Source organism: Micromonospora sp. NBC_01638, assembly GCF_045209745.1.
Classification (GTDB): Bacteria; Actinomycetota; Actinomycetes; order Mycobacteriales; family Micromonosporaceae; genus Micromonospora.
Genome location: NZ_CP109273.1, coordinates 4599614 through 4616838, shown reverse-complemented (window position 1 = coordinate 4616838; position 17225 = coordinate 4599614). Strand labels below are relative to the sequence as shown.

16 protein-coding genes are annotated in these 17225 nt (G+C 73.4%); 4 read left to right on the top strand and 12 right to left on the bottom strand.

The features are described from left to right. Positions 1-148: 148 nt before the first annotated feature. From OG811_RS21800 to OG811_RS21790, 3 genes are all read right to left on the bottom strand, one after another. Positions 149-844 carry a hypothetical protein gene (locus OG811_RS21800; RefSeq protein ID WP_406075848.1) on the bottom strand — a complete coding sequence of 232 codons (696 nt, stop codon included), beginning with the start codon at positions 842-844 and terminating at the stop codon, positions 149-151. Positions 845-3159: 2315 nt separating this feature from the next. After that, positions 3160-4698 carry a replication-associated recombination protein A gene (locus OG811_RS21795; protein ID WP_406068298.1) on the bottom strand — a complete coding sequence of 513 codons (1539 nt, stop codon included), beginning with the start codon at positions 4696-4698 and terminating at the stop codon, positions 3160-3162. A 74-nt stretch (positions 4699-4772) separates the two neighbouring features. Continuing rightward, positions 4773-4985, bottom strand: coding sequence for a hypothetical protein (locus OG811_RS21790; RefSeq protein WP_406068297.1), 213 nt, complete (start codon positions 4983-4985; stop codon positions 4773-4775). A 140-nt stretch (positions 4986-5125) separates the two neighbouring features. Here OG811_RS21790 and OG811_RS21785 point away from each other — a divergent pair, with 140 nt between their 5' ends. Further along, on the top strand, positions 5126-5869 hold the full coding sequence (locus OG811_RS21785) for a GNAT family N-acetyltransferase (RefSeq protein WP_406068295.1): 744 nt from the start codon (positions 5126-5128) through the stop codon (positions 5867-5869). A gap of 42 nt (positions 5870-5911) precedes the next feature. On the opposite strand, the gene OG811_RS21780 is transcribed toward OG811_RS21785, so the two are convergent. The 4 genes from OG811_RS21780 to aspS all read right to left on the bottom strand — a co-directional run bounded on the left by OG811_RS21780 (position 5912) and on the right by aspS (position 10106). Then, entirely contained in the window at positions 5912-7198 is a 1287-nt protein-coding gene (locus tag OG811_RS21780; RefSeq protein ID WP_406068293.1) for an MFS transporter, read from the bottom strand. Next, a complete protein-coding gene (locus tag OG811_RS21775; protein ID WP_406068292.1) occupies positions 7195-7812 on the bottom strand; it encodes an ArsR/SmtB family transcription factor in 618 nt (205 codons plus the stop codon). The genes OG811_RS21780 and OG811_RS21775 overlap by 4 nt, the downstream gene beginning before the upstream one ends. 71 nt (positions 7813-7883) lie before the next feature. Then, positions 7884-8204 (bottom strand): hypothetical protein, encoded by a 321-nt coding sequence (locus OG811_RS21770; RefSeq protein WP_406068290.1) that lies wholly within the window; start codon positions 8202-8204, stop codon positions 7884-7886. A gap of 96 nt (positions 8205-8300) precedes the next feature. After that, a complete protein-coding gene (gene aspS, locus OG811_RS21765; protein ID WP_406068289.1) occupies positions 8301-10106 on the bottom strand; it encodes an aspartate--tRNA ligase in 1806 nt (601 codons plus the stop codon). A gap of 155 nt (positions 10107-10261) precedes the next feature. On the opposite strand from aspS, the gene OG811_RS21760 reads away from it, so the two are divergent. Together OG811_RS21760 and OG811_RS21755 are read left to right on the top strand one after the other, a co-directional pair. Beyond that, positions 10262-10996 (top strand): DUF998 domain-containing protein, encoded by a 735-nt coding sequence (locus tag OG811_RS21760; RefSeq protein WP_406068288.1) that lies wholly within the window; start codon positions 10262-10264, stop codon positions 10994-10996. Positions 10997-11098: 102 nt separating this feature from the next. Continuing rightward, a complete protein-coding gene (locus tag OG811_RS21755) occupies positions 11099-11749 on the top strand; it encodes a DUF998 domain-containing protein (RefSeq protein ID WP_406068287.1) in 651 nt (216 codons plus the stop codon). A 158-nt stretch (positions 11750-11907) separates the two neighbouring features. Here OG811_RS21755 and OG811_RS21750 read toward each other — a convergent pair whose 3' ends face one another. Both OG811_RS21750 and OG811_RS21745 read right to left on the bottom strand, forming a co-directional pair. Beyond that, positions 11908-12954, bottom strand: coding sequence for a S1 family peptidase (locus tag OG811_RS21750; RefSeq protein WP_406068285.1), 1047 nt, complete (start codon positions 12952-12954; stop codon positions 11908-11910). Positions 12955-13362: 408 nt separating this feature from the next. After that, positions 13363-13515, bottom strand: a complete 153-nt coding sequence (locus OG811_RS21745; RefSeq protein ID WP_406068283.1) for a hypothetical protein — start codon at positions 13513-13515, stop codon at positions 13363-13365. A 177-nt stretch (positions 13516-13692) separates the two neighbouring features. Here OG811_RS21745 and OG811_RS21740 point away from each other — a divergent pair, with 177 nt between their 5' ends. Then, positions 13693-13947, top strand: a complete 255-nt coding sequence (locus tag OG811_RS21740; protein WP_406068282.1) for a PaaI family thioesterase — start codon at positions 13693-13695, stop codon at positions 13945-13947. A gap of 102 nt (positions 13948-14049) precedes the next feature. Here the strand turns inward: OG811_RS21740 and OG811_RS21735 are convergent, their stop codons facing one another. The 3 genes from OG811_RS21735 to OG811_RS21725 all read right to left on the bottom strand — a co-directional run bounded on the left by OG811_RS21735 (position 14050) and on the right by OG811_RS21725 (position 17179). Further along, positions 14050-14985 carry an acyl-ACP desaturase gene (locus OG811_RS21735; protein WP_406075847.1) on the bottom strand — a complete coding sequence of 312 codons (936 nt, stop codon included), beginning with the start codon at positions 14983-14985 and terminating at the stop codon, positions 14050-14052. Between the two features lie 77 nt (positions 14986-15062). Then, entirely contained in the window at positions 15063-16391 is a 1329-nt protein-coding gene (gene hisS / locus OG811_RS21730) for a histidine--tRNA ligase (protein WP_406068281.1), read from the bottom strand. A gap of 71 nt (positions 16392-16462) precedes the next feature. Further along, entirely contained in the window at positions 16463-17179 is a 717-nt protein-coding gene (locus OG811_RS21725; protein ID WP_406068280.1) for an MBL fold metallo-hydrolase, read from the bottom strand. Positions 17180-17225: the final 46 nt, after the last annotated feature.

Sequence of the window (17225 nt, the reverse complement as noted above, 5' to 3'; positions counted from 1 at the left end):
GTCCTCCTCAAGAAGCAGTGTTCCGCAGGACCCGACGTCCCCGGAACGCACAACCGTGGTACCCGTACCGGACGCCAAGCCGTCGGCGGTCACCGGTAGTGGGCGTGCCCGCCAGCCCCAGACCCTACCGTCCGTGATGGAGACCGGCTCACGACGGTGAGGGTGTCAGCTCACCAAGCGGATCCCCACTGACCGTCGGGAACGGATCCTCTCCGGTCAGTGACGGGTCCGTGGTCGGCTGCGGTCTGGTCCGCTCGTCGTCGATCGCGTTGCGTACCTTCACCGACACCAACGAGCCGGTGCACTCCGTCGCAGCGGCCGACGGATCTCCAGACGGCACGATGGCCGGCTTGTCGTCGACCGGCGGCGGCACGCAGGTCGGCTCGCGGACCCACAGGTCGAGCGTCAACTCGTCGCGGCGCCAGCAGGTGTAGCTGCCCTTCGTCTGCTGCTCCGGGCATCGGCTCACCTTCCACGGCTGCCAACCGTCCTGGCGCAGCGCGTCCTCGTAGACCTGCGCCGTGTCCTTCGGCGACTTCTCCGAGGTCACGGTGCGCTCACGCAGCCGGCAGTCGAGCAGGCACCAGCGGCTGCCGCTGACGTCGTCGACCGTCTTCGTCGCGGCCCAGCCGGGCACGTTGAGCTGGTCCAGGTTGTCGAAGACCGGGTCACGGCTCAGCGTCCGGATGCCGAAGAAGAGCGGCACCGCACCGAGCAGCACGACGCTGACCAGCACCAGCACCGCCGCACGCAGGCGGCGCCGTTCACGCGACTGCCGGCGCAACTCGGACCGGGCACCCGGTGCGGCGTCGTCGTCAGGGGCGGCCTGACCGGCCGAGCGCAGCGCGGGCCCGTCGGACGGCTCCGGGGTGAGCCGGTCCACCGGGCCGGACGGGGAAGGCACCACGGCGGCGGCACGGGCCGCGCCGACGGGCTCGCCGGAGCGGCCGGGCGGTGGCACCGGGGCGACGCCGCTCGGCTCGGGACGGCCGGGCTCCCGATGTGGAGGCAGGGCACGCCCGGCGGCCTGCGCGGGTCGACCGGCTGGGGCACCACCACGAGTCGGCGTGGGGGACCCGGGACCGGCACCCGGCTCACCGTTCGCCCGATCGTCGCCGCCAGGCGGCTGCACGCCGCCGGGTGGTCGGACGGCGGCACGGGCAGGACCGTCCGGGCGGGCACGCGGCGGACCGTCCACACCCGGCACAGCGGCGGCGCGAGTGGGACCGTCCGGACGCGGTCGCGGCGGGCCGTCCGCACCTGGCGGTACGGCGGCGCGAGCAGGACCGTCCGGACGGGCTGCGTCCCGGGGTGCCGCCTCGGCACCCGCGCCGGGGCGGGATGGGCCGCCGGGGCCACGGCGCCCGGCACCCGGGACCGGTGCGTCACCCGGGATGGGCCGGGCCCGGCCGGGCGGCGTGGAGCGGGCGGCGCCCCGAGCCGGTGCGGCGGGACCGGCACCCGGCGCGGGTCGGCCACCGGCGTACGGGTCGTCGCCACGGTCGCTCGCGGGCCCGGGTCGACCCGGTCCGGCCGAGCCGTCAGGGCCAGGCTCGGCCGGTGGGCGTCGTCGACCGGTCGGGTCCGGGGTGGGCGTTCGGTCCGGGCTGGACCCAGCCGCCGCACGGCCGCGCCGGCCGGTGGGGTCCGTCGGGGGTGCTGCAGCGCCCCGGTCACGGTTGGGCCGCTCCCGGGATGCCGGCGGATAGGGCAGGGCCTGTTCTCCCGTGGTTCCCGGCGCGTCAGGCTGGACGACCCGACGACCGGTCGGTGCCTCCGCGCCCGGGTCAACCGGCGGCCCCGCGGGCCGGCGGCCGGCGGGGCGCTCGGCGGCCGGATCGGGCACGGCCAGCCGACCGGACGCGTGGTCGGCGAGCTCACCCGTGCCGGCGGTCGGCGCCGGACGGCGCCCTGCGGCGGGCGGGGTGCCGCCACGGCGGTTGACCACCGGCAGGCCGGGGTCGGTGTGCGGCAGGCGGCCGGCCTGACGCAGCCAGTCGGCGGGCCGCTCCGGGCGGTCCGCCCGGGGTTCGCCGCCGGCCGGCGTACGTCGCTCCGGATCGTCGGGGACGGCCCGGCGACGACCGGTGCTGTCGGCCGGGCCGACGGTGGGCGTGGCGCCGCTGTGACCGCCGGCGGCCTCGGGCACCGATGGCGCGTTGCCCGAGCGGGGCACCGCCGGCCCGTCGGGCTCCGCGGCACGGCGGCGGCCACCGGCTGCCGGACGGGAGCGCTCGGCGGGCCGGCGGCCGGCGGGCTCTGGTGCCCCGGGGTCGACCGGGCCTGGGTGACGCCGGGCGGTACGCGGGTCACGGTCGATGGCGGGGTCGGGCCGCAGGCCGTCCGTGACCGGCGGCACAGCGCCAGCCGGGGCGCCGTCGAACCGGGCCGGGCCGGAGGTGACGGGTGACCCGGCGGGCCGCGCCGGATCGGGCGCCGGTCCGGCGGCGCGTCGACCGGCGGGCGTGCCGTCGGCAGGCGGCAGTGGACGGCCGGGCTCGGTGGGCTCCGGGCCGGGTCGGCGGCCCTGCGGGCCGGCGTCCGGACGGCGCAGCGGCGGCATCGCATCCGGATGACCCCCGAGTGCGGGAGCGCCCGGACGGCGGCCCGCCGGAACGGCGGCCTCCGGACGACGATCGGTCGGGGGGCCCGAGGTCGGTGGCGACGACGGTACGGCGGCGCGGGCGCCGGGCGCCGGTTGCACCCCACGACGTGCTGGTTGGCCCGGTGCCGGTGCACCGGGGCTGGCGGCGGGTGACCGGTCATCCGGGCGGCGGCCCGCTGGTGGGGCCTCCCCCGGCCAGGGACCGTCGACCGGTCGACGCGCGGCGCCAGCGGGCGGCGCCGAGACCTCCGGCGGCACCGGCCCACCTCCACGCGCACCGGCCGGCGCTGCCGGCGCACCCGTACGGTGCCCGGCGGCTTCTGCCGGCGCACCCCCACGCGGGGCGTTCGACTCTGCCGGGGCGCCATCCGGGCCCAGCTCGGTGCGTTGCTGCTTGGCCGAGCGCAGGTCGTCGATCCAGCCGAACTCCTCGCCGGCGACCGGCTCCTCCGGCTCAGCCTCGGCCGGCCGCCCTCGGCCCCAGCGACGCGTCTTGGCGCGGGGATCGCGCCGCTCGTCCGGGCCCTCGTCCGGGCGGTCCCCACCACGCGATCTCACTGTTGACCCTCTCCTGCGGCGTCGGTGCCGCTGTCCTGCATCGTGCCGGCGGCGCCCGTGCCCGTCGTCGGGCGACCGGTCTCCCCGGGAAGCGCCGACGTGCTCGGCGCCGTTACCGGCGGCTCGGCGGTCGGAGTTTCCGGACGGGTGGCCGGGGCCGGCAGGCCACGCACGATCCGGCGCAGCAGCGGCAGCCGAGTGGCCACCGACCGTTCCGCGCCGTGCGGGCTGGGCTGGTAGTAGTCCGTGCCCACCAGGTCGTCCGGGACGTACTGCTGGGTGACCACCCCGCGCTGGTCGTCGTGCGGGTAGCGGTAGCCGGTCCCGTGGCCCAGCCCCCGGGCGCCGGCGTAGTGCGCGTCGCGCAGCCCGCGCGGCACCGGACCACCGCGACCGGCCCGGACGTCGGCGATCGCGGCGCCGATGGCGGTGGTGGCCGAATTCGACTTGGGCGCGGTGGCCAGGTGGATCACGGCCTGGGCCAGGGTGAGTTGCGCTTCGGGCAACCCGACGAACTCGACCGCGTGCGCGGCGGCGGTGGCGACGCTCAAGGCCCCGGGGTCGGCCATGCCGACATCCTCGCTGGCGAAGATGACCAGGCGGCGGGCGATGAACCGGGCGTCCTCACCGGCGACCAGCATGCGGGCCAGCCAGTGCACCGCGGCGTCCACGTCCGAGCCGCGCATGCTCTTGATGAAGGCGCTGACCACGTCGTAGTGGGCGTCGCCGTCGCGGTCGTAGCGCACCGCCGCCACGTCGACCGCCTGCTCGGCGGTCGCGAGGTCGATCCGCCCGGTGCCGAGCGCCGTGGCGGACGCCGCCGCCGCCTCCAGTGCGGTGAGTGCCTTGCGGACGTCACCGGCGGCGAGCCGGACCAGGTGGTCCTCGGCCTCGGCGGTCAGGGCGAGCGCGCCGTCCAGGCCACGCTTGTCGGCGACCGCGCGGCGCAGCAGACCCCGCACCGCCTCGTCGTCCAACGGTTGCAGGGTGAGCAGCACGCACCGCGACAGCAGCGGGGAGATGACCGAGAAGTACGGGTTCTCGGTGGTCGCCGCCAGCAGGGTGACCGTCCGGTCCTCGACTGCGGCGAGCAACGAATCCTGTTGGGTCTTACTGAACCGGTGCACCTCATCGATGAAGAGCACCGTCTGCGGGCCGCCGGAGCGGCGCTGGCGGCGAGCCGCCTCGATCACCGCCCGTACGTCCTTGACGCCGGCGGAGAGCGCTGACATGGCGACGAAGCGGCGGTCGGTCGCCCCGGCCACCAGGTGCGCGATGGTGGTCTTACCACTGCCCGGCGGGCCCCAGAGGATCACCGACATCGGGGCGCCGCCGGAGACCAGCTGTCGCAGCGGGGCGCCGGGGGCGAGCAGGTGTCCCTGCCCGACCAACTCGTCGAGGGTCACCGGGCGCATCCGGACGGGCAGGGGCGAATCGTCGGCCACCGCAGTGAAGCCGTCGACACCGGCGGGACCGTCGGGCGCGCTGCGCGACCCGGCGGGTTCACCGAGGGAGAAGAGGGCGTCGGACTCCATCACGAAGACAGTACCGGGCCGGGCCCACGGCGCCGGAATCGCGCCGCGGGCTCGCCACCGGTGATCGGTTCCGGTCAGCCGCGACCGGGGCGCCGGCCCCGGTACCAGCGGCCGCCGCCACCGCCGCGCGGGCCGTTGCCCACGCCGGCCAGGTAGAGCGAGAGCAGGAGCAGCCCGATGAGCACGAGGGTGTTCCAGTTGAACAGGTCCGGTGCTCCGAAGTCGGTGTTGAGCAGGTCGAGCAGCAGTGCGAAGCCAAAGACGATGGCCGCGAGAATGGCGAGCATGTCGGTCCTCCGGTGGGGGTTCCCAGTAGGTCGGCGCGTGATGTACCCAATCGGTCGGCTCGCCAATCTCCACGGTGGATTCGGCCGTCCAATCGTGACCGGGCGCCGACGGTGCACCCCCGGCTCCTAGGCTGACCAGCATGATCACCGACGACCAGGTGCTTGAGGACCGGACCGCTGTCCTGGCCGCCGTCGGCCACCACCCGTTCGCCCGGCACGCACTCGGTAGCCGCCCGCCGGTGCGCGGCTACCGGCGCGACGGCGCCGTGCTGTGGGTGGTGCCGGACGAGCATGGGCCGGCCGGCTGTGCGATCGGCCCGGCCGGGCCGGCGATCGAGGTCTGTGTCGCGTTGGTCGCGGACGGGGTGTTGCGCCCGGAGCAGCGGCTGCACCTACCCCGGCACGATCCCGCCCTGCTCGCGGGCCGACTGACGGTGACCGGCCACGCTGACTGGGACTTTCACTGGACCGACACGCCACCACCGGCGCAGGCGGACGAGCAGCGGGTGGTACGACTCACCGAGGCCGACCATCCGGCGTTGGAGACGCTGATCGACGAGGCGTTCCCCAGCACCACCTCCCGCCCGGGCGACCCACGGGTGGTGGACTGGTACGGCATCCGGGCCGGCGACCGGCTGGTGGCGTGCGGTGCGGACTGCAGCCAGGGTGACATCGGCTTCCTCGCCGGCCTGACCGTCGCACCCGATCAACGGGGTCGAGGTCTGGGCGCGTCCCTGACCGCCGGGATGACCCGGGCCCTGCTGGCGCGCCACGGCACCGTTGGGCTCGGCGTCTATCCGAGCAATGTCGGTGCGGTGCGGCTCTACCGTCGGCTCGGTTTCACCGACACGCTCCCCCTCAGCTCGTTCCGCCTCGGGGGGTGAGATGCGAGGAGGTGCCCCTTGGTGTTGACAAGGGGCACCTGCTCAACGGTTGCTGGCCGGTACGGGGACCGCGGTCGGCTCGGTGACGGTGGCAGGTCGACGGCTGGCCAGCCAGGCGGGCAGGTAGAGCGGGGCGGCGACGGCCAGCACCACCGCGCCGACCACCATCGCGGTGCCGACGCTGGTGGCGGCGGCGAGCGCGGTCAGCACCACCCCGCCGAGCGCGCCGGCCGGCTGCGCCATCATCGAGTTCAGGGAGAGCACGCTGGTTCGGTAGGGGCCGTCGACCTGCCGGTGCAGTAGCCCACTGTGCAGCGGGTTGGACGCGCCGTGCACGGCGTAGCAGGCCAGGTAGGCCACGAGCACTCCGACCGGCCCGGCGAACAGCCCCATCCCGACCACCGTGACACCCTGCAGGATGCGCAGCAGGGCCGCGCCCGGCGCGGCACCCAGCCAGCGCAACAGCAGCGGGGTCAGTGCCGCGCCGGCCGCCGAGGCGAGCCAGGCGGCCGAGTTGGCCGGCCCGAGCAGCGCGGCCGCGTCCTCCGGGTTGCCGATCACCTCGGCGAGGCGCACCGGCAACAGTGACTCGAAGGTGACCATGCCGAAGCCCCAGAACAGCTCCACGGCCACCAGGGCAAGCAGCACCCGGGACCGGCGCAGCAGCCCGATCGCCTGGCCGATCATCCGGGGCGCCTGGACCACCGAGGCCCGTAGTGCCGCGGCCCCGGTGGCCGGCCGCTGCTCGACCAGCAGGACGAGCAACGCGGCAAGCGCCGCCGCCTGCGCGAGGATGGCGACCAGCACGGGCGCCGTGAGCGCGCTGACCGGCCCGATCGGGCCGAGTGCGACCAGGCCACCACTGAGCAGCGCCCCAGCGCCGATGGCGCCGCCGATGACGGTGCCGGCGTACCCGAGGCCCCGTTCATACTCGGCATCCGGGTCGGCGGCCAGGGTGGCATCGACGTACCAGGACTCCAGCGGACCGCTGTCCAACGCCCGGTAGACCCCCTGCAACGCCCAGACCAGGAAGAACATCCAGAACGAGTCGGCCACCGCGAACAGCGCCAGCGAGGCGAGGTTGAGCGCTCCGGCGGTCAGCAGCACGGGTCGGCTGCCGAGGGCGTCGGCGAGGCCACCGGTGGGCAGCTCCAGCGCCAACACCAGCAGCCCCTGCGCGGTGCCGACCAGGCCGATCTGCGGCAGCGACAGGCCACGCTCCTGCATGAGCAGAATCATCACCGGGATCATCAGTCCGGTGGGCAGCCAGCGCAGGCCGTAGAGCGTGAGGTAGCGAGCCCGAACCTGGCGTACGGTCAGCGCGTTCATCGGGGGCCCTCCAGCAACGGGTAGGCGGCCAGGAAGACCTGCACCGGGCGGGCCTGCGGGTCGGCGGCGTGAGTGGAGTCGACCGGTTCGGCCTCGCGGCGGTATCGCTCCAGCACCTGCCACACCTCCGCCTGGAGCGCCTTCAGCCGGGCCGGCGGGATGGTCAGGAAGGTGTCGCCCATGCCGAGGGCGTCCCGCCAGGCGGGGGACCACTCGTGCTGGGTGGCGAACCACCGCTCGGCGTGCTCGGCGAGGAGACGCACCTGGTCGCCCTGGATCCACTCGATCGCGGCCCGGGCGTCTGGGTCGTCGTCGAAGTCGGTCGGTTCCCAGCTGGTGACGTCGTGCGCCGCCTGCCACCAGCGCTGCCGTCCGCTGCCCCGGTCGGGATCCTCGGTGACGAGCCCAACCTCGGCGAGTTGACGCAGGTGGTAGCTGGTCGCGCCGGTGTTGGTGCCGAGCAGCTCCGCCAGTGTGGTGGCGGTGGCGGGTCCGTTCACGCGCAGGGCCCCGACCAGCCGCATCCGCAGCGGGTGCGCCAGCACCCGGACCTGCTGTTTGTCGATTCGCACCTCGCGCGGCGCGGGTCGCGGCGTCGATTCCTCATTCCCCATGAGTGCACAATATCTCTGCACACTTTCTATGCACAAGAGTTGTGCATAGAAAGTGTGCAGAGATATTGGTCTCAGCGCGCCAGCAGTTCGCGCACCCCCCGCAGCCGGGTCCGCAGCAGGCCGGCGGCGCGGGTGGAGTCGAGGCGTACGTCAAGGGGACGCGACAGGCCGGTGGCCGCGCCGGTGGTGGTCGTGAGCCCGGTCGCGTCCAGGCCGAACCGCTCCGCGACCAGCAAACCCAGGTCGGCGCGACTGACGGCATCGGGGCCGGCCACGTTGAGCAGACCCGCGTACGAGGAGGCGACCAACTCCAGCACCGCGTCGGCCAGATCGGTGACGTCGACCGGGCAGCGCAACTCGTCGGTGAACAGGGTGGCCCGGCCGGCGAGCACGTCCCGGCACTCCCGTATCAACGGCCAAGAGGTTTGCGTCAGCTCGCCGGGGCGATGATGACGCAAACCTCTTGAGCGACCAAGCAGGTGCGGTGGTTACACCGGGTCGGCCACCGGGGCTGCCGGGCCGGCGGTGCCGGTGTGGGTGGTGGCTGAGGGCTTGGGCTTGGCGTCGATGCCGGCCTCGGTGCGCTGCTGGCCGGTGATCGGGGTCGGCGCGCCGGTCAGCGGGTCAAAGCCACCCCGGGTCTTCGGGAAGGCGATGACCTCACGGATCGAGTCCGCGCCGGCGAGCAGCATGCAGACCCGGTCCCAGCCGAAGGCGATACCGCCGTGCGGCGGGGCGCCGTACTTGAACGCCTCCAGCAGGAAGCCGAACTTGTCCTGCGCCTCCTCGGGGGTGATGCCGAGCAGGTCGAAGACCCGCTTCTGCACGTCGCCCCGGTGGATACGGATCGAACCGCCGCCGATCTCGTTGCCGTTGCAGACGATGTCGTACGCGTACGCCAGGGCCCGGTCCGGGGCCTCCTCGAACCGGTCGACCCACTCCGAGTTGGGCGAGGTGAACGGGTGGTGCACCGCCGTCCAACCGCCCTCGTCCGTGCGCTCGAACATCGGCGCGTCGACCACCCAGCAGAACGCCCAGGCGCTCTCGTCGATCAGGCCGGACCGCTTGGCGATCTCGATGCGGGCGGCACCGAGCAGCTCCTGCGCCTCCCGGGTGGTGCCGCTCGCGGCGAAGAACACCGCGTCGCCCGGCTTCGCGCCGACCGCGTCGGCGAGCCCACCCAGGTGCTCGGCGGAGAGGTTCTTGGCCACCGGGCCGCGCGCCTCGCCGGTCTCGGCGTCCAGCACCACGTACGCGAGGCCACGCGCACCGCGCGCCTTGGCCCAGTCCTGCCAGCCGTCCAGCTCCTTACGGCTCTGCGCCGCGCCGCCCGGCATCACGACCGCGCCGACGTAGCCGCCCGCGTCGATCGCCCCGGCGAAGACCCGGAACTCGGTGCCGCGCAGGTAGTCGGTCAGCTCGGTCAGCTCGACGCCGTAGCGCAGGTCCGGCTTGTCGGAGCCGTACCGGGCCATCGCGTCGTGCCAGGTGATCCGCGGGATCGGCGTGGCGATCTCGTGCCCGGCCAGGTCCTTCCAGAGCGCCGAGACGATCGCCTCGCCCAGGTCGATCACGTCGTCCTCGGTGACGAACGACATCTCGATGTCGAGCTGGGTGAACTCGGGTTGCCGGTCGGCGCGGAAGTCCTCGTCGCGGTAGCAGCGGGCGATCTGGTAATACCGCTCCATGCCGCCGACCATCAGCAGTTGCTTGAACAGCTGGGGCGACTGTGGCAGCGCGTACCAACTGCCGGGCTGGAGTCGCACCGGCACCAGGAAGTCGCGGGCGCCCTCCGGCGTCGAGCGGGTCAGCGTCGGCGTCTCGATCTCCAGGAAGTCCCGCTCGTGCAGCACGCCCCGAGCGAGGTGACTGGCGCGCGAGCGCAGCCGCAGCGCGTTCGCCGGGCCGCTGCGGCGCAGGTCCAGGTAGCGGTACTTGAGCCGGATGTCGTCACCGGCCTCGATCTGGTCGTCCACCGGCAGCGGCAGCGGCGCCGCCTCGGAGAGCACCTCCAGCTCGGTGACGGTCACCTCGACCGCACCGGTGGGCAGCTCCGGGTTCTCGTTGCCGGCCGGCCGGCGGGTCACCTCGCCGACGACCTTCACGCAGAACTCGTTGCGCAGCGCGTGCGCGTCCTCTTCGCGGAACACCACCTGGACAACGCCGGAGCCGTCGCGCAGGTCGACGAAGATGACGCCGCCGTGGTCGCGCCGGCGGGCCACCCACCCGGCGAGCGTCACCGTCGAGCCGGCGTCCGCGGCGCGCAGGCTTCCGGCATTGTGGGTACGGATCACAGCTGGCAACTCCTCATCGTGGAACAGTCCTCACCGGCATTCTGTCAGGGGTGGCCGCCCTGCCTCTGCGGCACCCGGCAGGCCGGTGCGATTCGCTGGTGGGGCGGTCTCGCGAACCCGACTCGGCCAGCAGCCATGCCGGTTAACGTGGCGAAATGCGCGCCGTACCGAACTGGGCCGTCGCCACGGCGGCGGCGGCGCCCGTGTTGCTGGTGGCCGGCTGGGCGGTCGCGGAGTCCCGGCAGCCCGCCGGGTACGACCCGATCCGGGACACCATCAGCCAGCTGGCCGGGCACGACGCCGCCGACGCCTGGATCATGGTCACGTCCCTGGTGCTGCTGGGCTGCTGCTACCTGGCGGTCGCCGCCGTGCTGCACGCCGCCGGTCTGCCCAGCCGTTTCCTGCTCGCCGTCGGCGGGGCGGCGACCATCGCGCTGGTCGCGTTTCCCCGGCCGACGGTGGGCGGCTCGCTCAGCCACGGCATCGCGGCGACCGTGGCCGTCCTCGCCCTGGCGCTGTGGCCGGCCGGGTCGGCGCTGTGGCTCCCGCGCGGCCGCGACACCGGGCACCCGACCCGGCCGGAGCCGCCGTGGGCGTTCCGCCGGGCGGTGGGGCTGAGCGCCACGGTGGTGCTGCTCGCTCTCTTCGGCTGGTGCGCGTTCGAGGTGACCAGCGGGTCCCGGACCGGGCTGGCCGAGCGGGTCACGGCGGTGGCGATCTCACTCTGGCCACTGCTGGCGGTCCTCTCCGCCCGGCGGGCGCACCTCACCTGGGCCGCCGGCGGCGTCGTGCGCATCGGCCCGGACCTACCGACAGTTGGCGTCGTAGGCCCGGATCCGCTTGAACCAGGTCGCGGGCCCGCTCCTCGACGGCCTGATCGACTGCCGTGAATCGTCGCCCGACCTGGTCCGGCGGCGGGACGTCGGCCCATCCGCCCGAGCGCGAGGCGTCGGCCCGGACAGTTCCTCCGGTCACATCGCTACGATCGCCCGATGTCTGTTGTTCCCCGCTGGGCCCTGCTGCCGGCTGGTGGCGCACCGCTGTTTCTCATCGGAGGCTGGACGCTGGCGCAGGCCGCCCAACCTGACGGGTCCGACCCGGTCCGGCAGACCATCAGCGCCCTTGCCGCAACGGGCGCGGACCATCGCTGGATCATGACCGTCGGGCTGGCCGGCCTGGGCCTCTGTCACCTGATGACGGCGCTCGGCCTGGTCACCGCCGCGCCGGCGGGCCGAGGGCTGCTCGCGCTGGGCGGGCTGGCCACCCTGGTGCTGGTCGCGTTCCCGCAGCGCCCAGGCGGTTCGACGACACACGTCGTCGCCGCTGGTGTGGCGTTCGGGGCGTTGGCTGTCTGGCCGGCGCTGGCCGTGCCCCGTCGAGCGGCGCTGCCCCTCGGCCAGGACGACCGCCATCCGCCGGACAGGTCGGCTCCGCGCGGTCCCGCACGCTGGGCACCGCTCGCGGTGGCGGCGGTCCTGCTCGGGCTGCTCGGCTGGTTCGCCGTCGAGTTCTTCGCCGACGGAGCACGGATCGGGCTGACGGAGCGGTTGTTGGCGGCCGTCGAGGCGGCCGTGCCACTGGCCGCCGTGCTCACCGCGCTGGCCTGTCAGCGGCGGCGGCTGGAACCGTCCGGGCCCCGCTGACCGCCGTCGCGGACACCGGACTCGCACGGCACCGGATCGCCGGGATACGCCTGCGCCGGTCCCGTCGCGCACGGGGTTGCCGAGCATCGCGGGGTTCGGGTGCCAGCACAGCGAACGGGCCGCCGGAGAGTTCCGGCGGCCCGCGAGCGGTGACTGGATCAGAAGACGCTGACGCCGTAGACGCTCAGGGCCTCGGTGACGGGCTGGAAGTAGGTCGTGCCGCCGCTGCTGCAGTTGCCGCTGCCGCCGGAGGTCATGCCCAGGGCGGTGCTGCCGCTGAACAGCGAGCCGCCGCTGTCGCCCGGCTCGGCGCAGACGTTGGTGCGGATCAGGCCGGAGACCGAACCCTCGGCGTAGTTCACCGTGGCGTTGGTGGCGTTCACCGAGCCGCTGCGCAGGCCGGTGGTGCTGCCGGAGCGCTGCACCGACTGGCCGACCGACGCGTTGCCGGCGCCGGTGATGTCGCGGTAGCTGCCGTTGTAGAGGTAGACGTTGCCGGCGGCGTTGGCGGAGTTGCTGTGCCGCACGATGCCGTAGTCGTTGCCCGGGAAGCTGGTGCCGGCCCGGGTGCCGATCAGCGAGGTCTGGCCGGAGTTCGAGTACCAGCTCGACGAGATGTTGGTGCAGTGCCCGGCGGTCACGAAGTAATAGGTGCTGCCGCTGCGCACGTTGAAGCCGAGCGAGCAACGCCCGCCACCACCGGCGTAGATGGCCTGGCCACCGGAGATCCGGGTGCTCAGCACGCCGGCCTCGGCCTCGACCCGGACCGCGCCGTTGGCGCGCGCGGCGGCGGCCTTGACCCGCTCCAGCTTCGCTCCGGTGACGGTGCTGTCCACGGAGACGACGACCTGGTTGGTGACCGGGTCGCTCCACCAGGCGGTGCCTGGGATCTTGGCGGAGCGCTCCAGCTCGGCGGTGGCCCGGTTGAGCTCGGCGGCACCACGGGTGACGTAGCGAACGACGGCACCGGCCTTGCTCGCCTTGCTGGCGGCAGCCGCGTCGGTCACCGTGACGACGGACTTGCCACTGGCGTCGATGTACGAGCCGGCGGAGCGGTCGCCGAGCTGAGCGGAGAGGGCGGCGGCGGCATCGGGCGAGGCGGCGGGGGCGGCCTGGGCGGGTGCGCCGATGAGCGTGCCGACGACCAAGCTTCCGGTCACGGCGACGGTGGCCGCGACGCGGAGTGATGACCTCGTGGGTCGCATGTAACAAACCTCCTGGGCGGGGGAACGGGTCTCGCCGGGGGGCGGCAGACCCGAGGGCAACCCGACCGATCTGGGGAAACCGGCCGAATGAAGTGAAGTATCTACATACTTGAGATCATTGACAAGGCTTGGTTTCGCCCGGATTTGCCGATCTTGGCCCGGCCGCATCGCCGCAACACCCCTGACCCGCTGGCGAACAACCACCGTCACATCGAATCCGTTTCGCATGAGCACGGTCACCGATGCCTCGAAGGCGCTGGATGGCGAGGGTGCCGCGCGTCAGGGGGTACGGCGACGGGCGCCGGGAACCGGGCGGGGCACCACATCGCGCACCTGACCCACGTCGTGCCCGTCGGCACATCGCAGTTCGACGCCTACCGGAGCGCCGCAGTCACGGTGGGTGATTGGTCAGCGGCGAACCCTCCGGATCGGCGAGGCACCGGTCGCGCCCCAGCCGAGCACGGCGACCAGCACCAGCCACAGGTCCAGGCCCTTGTCCGTCAGCCGGTACCCGTGGCGCAGCCGACTGCCGGGCTCCCGGTACGGCTCACGACTCAGCAACCTGCTGCCAGGCTGCGTCCATGACCCAGACGCAGGAACCGGCACGCACCCGTACCTTCACCTGGGCAGATCCGGCGGCCAACGCCGCCGAGGTCGGTCGACGCAGCGGCATCGACATGCTCCGGGCGACGATCGCCGGCGAGCTGGCCGCGCCGCCGGTTGATGCACCTCATCGACATGACCCGGATGGAGGCCGACGAGGGTCGGGTCGTCGTCGAGCTGACCCCGCAGGAGTTCCACTACAACCCCCTCGGCAGCGTCCACGGTGGCGTCCTCCCGACGCTGCTGGACACCGCCGCGGGGTGCGCCGTGCACACCACGCTGCACGATCGACAGCGGCACGCTGCGCTGCGAGGGCACGGTACTGCAACGCGGCCGGCGTACGGCCCTGGCCGAGCGAAGCCCGCATCCCCCCGCCATCACCCCCGTTGATCATGAAGTTATTGCTCCGACACGCCGGTGCGAGTGGCAATAACTTCATGATCAACGGGGGCGGGGCGGGGCGGGGGTGGGGATGGGGCGGCAGGGGTGGGCTTAGCGGAGGGCTAGGCGGGCGGCTCGGGCGTCGCGCTTCTCTTCGAAGCGGCTTGCGGCGTGCTCCAGGTTTTCCAGCTGAGCGGCCAGCTCCTCGCGGGCGGCTTCGCCGTCGGCGTTGAGGCCGTTCACGTTGAAGACGTCCCACTGGCGCAGCACCGGCTGCAGCACCTCGTCGCGGTGCTGGCGCAGGTCGTAGATGCCGGCCAGGGCGATCGCCACCGACTTGCGGGCGAAACCGTCGATGCCGCTGCCCGGCATCTGGAAGTCGGCCACCACGTCGGCGACCGCCCGCATGGCCTGGCTCGGGGCCAGCTCGAACGCGGCGGCGAGCAGGTTGCGGTAGAAGACCATGTGCAGGTTCTCGTCGGCGGCCACCCGGGCCAGCAGCGCCTCGCACGCGGGGTCGCCGGTGGCCTTGCCGGTGTTGCGGTGCGAGATCCGGGTGGCCAGCTCCTGGAACGAGACGTACGCCAGTGAGTGCAGCACCTCGTCGCCGTGGGCGTTGGTGTAGCCCTCCGACATGTGCGTCATCCGGGCCCGCTCCAACGCCACCGGGTCGACCGCCCGGCTGACGGTCAGGTAGTCGCGGATCGCGACACCGTGCCGGCCCTCCTCCGCGGTCCACCGGTGCACCCAGGTGCCCCACGCGCCGTCCCGCCCGAACAGGGTGGCGATCTCGTGGTGGTACGAGGGCAGGTTGTCCTCGGTCAGCAGGTTCACGATCAGCGCGGTGCGGGCCACGTCGGGGATGGTGGAGTCGGTCGGAGACCACGCCTCGCCACCGAGCGGCCCGTCGAAGGTGCGCCCCTCGCTCCACGGCACGTACTCGTGCGGGAACCACTCCTTGGCCAGCGTGAGGTGGCGGTCGAGGTTGCGGGCAACCACCGGCTCCAACTCGACGAGGAGTGCGGTCTGGCTCAGTGTGGTGCTCATGGTCACGAGAAACTCCCTACGGTGGCGTAACTTACGCAACCGTAGGTCCCCGAGGCCGTACGCGCCAGTCGTAACGCTCAACCGACCGTCGGCTTGAGGTCCTCCAGAGGTGGCATCCACTCCCCCGCAACGGCCGTGACCTGCTCACCCGAGCGGATGTCCTTCACCTCGTCCGGCGCTCCGTCGGCACCCGGGAACCAGACGTACGGGATGCCGCGGCGCTCGGCATAGCGGATCTGCTTGCCGAACTTCGCCGCGCTCGGCGACACCTCGGTCGGCACCGCGCGCCGCCGCAGCGCCTCGGCCACCCGGTTGCTGGCCGTGCGCTGCTCCTCGCTGGTCACCGCGACGAGCACGGCTGTCGGCACCTCGCGGGAGACCGACAGCTCCCCCGCGCCGAAGAGCAGCCCGAGCAGCCGGGTCACCCCGATCGAGATGCCCACCCCCGGGTACGAGGCAGCGCCGGCGGTGGCCAGGTTGTCGTACCGGCCGCCGGAGCAGATCGAGCCGAACTTCTCGTAGCCGCGCAGCTGGGTCTCGTAGACGGTGCCGGTGTAGTAATCGAGGCCGCGGGCGATCCGCAGGTCCGCCACGCAGAGTCCGGGCGAGTGCTCGGCGGCGGTCTCCACCACCCGGACCAGCTCCTCGATGCCCTCGTCGAGCAGCGGGTCGCTCACCCCGAGCGCCCGCACGGCGTCGGCGAACGAGGCGTCCGGAGCGGAGATCTCCGCCAACGCGAGGCACGCCTTCGCCTGCGCCTCGCTCGCTCCGGTGGTCTGAGCCAGCAGCTCGGCCACCTTCACCGGGCCGATCTTGTCGAGCTTGTCCACGGCGCGCAGCGCCGCCTCCGGGTCGGTCAGCCCGATGCCCCGGTAGAAGCCCTCGCAGATCTTGCGGTTGTTGACCTGGATCGTCACCGGCGGGATCGGCAGCGAGCGCAGCGCGTCCCCGATGACGAGGGGCATCTCCGCCTCGTGGTGCGGAGCCAGGGTGTCCCGGTCGACGATGTCGATGTCGGCCTGGACGAACTCCCGGTAGCGGCCCTCCTGCGGCCGTTCACCCCGCCACACCTTCTGGATCTGGTAGCGGCGGAACGGGAACGCCAACTTGCCGGCGTTCTCCAGCACGTACCGGGCGAACGGCACGGTCAGGTCGAAGTGCAGGCCGAGCTGGTCGTCACCGCCCGACCCCTCGGCGTCGGCGTGCAGCCGCCGGATCACGTAGACCTCCTTCGAGGTCTCGCCCTTGCGCAGCAGCTGGTCCAGCGGCTCCACGGCGCGGGTCTCCAGCGGCGCGAAGCCGTACAGCTCGAAGGTGGCCCGGATCTTGTCGAGCACGAACTGCTCGATCATCCGCTGGCCGGGGGTCCACTCCGGGAAACCGGAGATGGGCGTGGGCTTGCTCATCGGCGTACTCCTTGCGGTTCCGCGCCCGCGGCGCGGTGGTGTCGTGGGTCCGCGCGCGGCGCGGAGAAGGTCTAGAGGCCCCGGGTGGGCGCAGGTCGGCCGCCGCCGACCTGTGCCACCTCGATGAGGTACGGGTTGCTGGCGCGCTCGCGGCCGATGGTGGTGATGGGGCCGTGGCCGGGCAGCACGACGGTGTCGTCGGCCAGCGGGAGGATCTTGTCGCGCAGGCTGGTGAGCATGGCCGGCATGCTCCCGCCCGGCAGGTCGGTGCGGCCGATCGACCCGGCGAAGAGGACGTCACCGGAGAGGCACAGCTCGTCAGCCTCCCAGCCCGACCCGGCGCCCGGCAGTCGGAACAGCACCGACCCGCCGGTATGGCCCGGGGCATGGTCGACCGCGATCTCCAGGCCGGCGAGCGTGAGGGTGGCGCCGTCGGTCAGCTCGGCCACGTCCTCCGGCTCGGTGTAGCTCAGCCGGCCGCCGAAGAGCGCCGTCAGGTCGGCCGAGAGGCCCTTGGACGGGTCGGCCAGCATCTCCCGGTCACCCGGGTGCACGTAGGCGGTGATGCCGCGTGCACCGCAGACCGGCGCGGCCGAGAAGGTGTGGTCGAGGTGGCCGTGGGTGAGCAGCACGGCGGCCGGATGCAGGCGGTGCTCGGCGAGCAGCGCGTCGAGCTGGTCGAGCACCCCGATGCCGGGATCGACCACCACGCACTGCTCCCCCGGCGCGGTGGCAACCACGTAACAGTTGGTGCCGAAGGCGTCTGCGGGAAAGCCGGCCACGAGCACGGGCGCTGTCCTTTCCGTCGAGCAGCTGTCGTCCTGCCCAGCAGCC

Coding starts and splice junctions, on each gene's coding strand:
- OG811_RS21795 (WP_406068298.1), bottom strand. CDS start 4,698: ATGGAGTCCGACGCCCTCTTCTCCCTCGGTGAACCCGCCGGGTCGCGC.
- OG811_RS21790 (WP_406068297.1), bottom strand. CDS start 4,985: ATGCTCGCCATTCTCGCGGCCATCGTCTTTGGCTTCGCACTGCTGCTC.
- OG811_RS21785 (WP_406068295.1), top strand. CDS start 5,126: ATGATCACCGACGACCAGGTGCTTGAGGACCGGACCGCTGTCCTGGCC.
- OG811_RS21780 (WP_406068293.1), bottom strand. CDS start 7,198: ATGAACGCGCTGACCGTACGCCAGGTTCGGGCTCGCTACCTCACGCTC.
- OG811_RS21775 (WP_406068292.1), bottom strand. CDS start 7,812: ATGGGGAATGAGGAATCGACGCCGCGACCCGCGCCGCGCGAGGTGCGA.
- OG811_RS21760 (WP_406068288.1), top strand. CDS start 10,262: ATGCGCGCCGTACCGAACTGGGCCGTCGCCACGGCGGCGGCGGCGCCC.
- OG811_RS21755 (WP_406068287.1), top strand. CDS start 11,099: ATGTCTGTTGTTCCCCGCTGGGCCCTGCTGCCGGCTGGTGGCGCACCG.
- OG811_RS21750 (WP_406068285.1), bottom strand. CDS start 12,954: ATGCGACCCACGAGGTCATCACTCCGCGTCGCGGCCACCGTCGCCGTG.
- OG811_RS21740 (WP_406068282.1), top strand. CDS start 13,693: ATGACCCGGATGGAGGCCGACGAGGGTCGGGTCGTCGTCGAGCTGACC.
- OG811_RS21735 (WP_406075847.1), bottom strand. CDS start 14,985: ATGAGCACCACACTGAGCCAGACCGCACTCCTCGTCGAGTTGGAGCCG.
- hisS (WP_406068281.1), bottom strand. CDS start 16,391: ATGAGCAAGCCCACGCCCATCTCCGGTTTCCCGGAGTGGACCCCCGGC.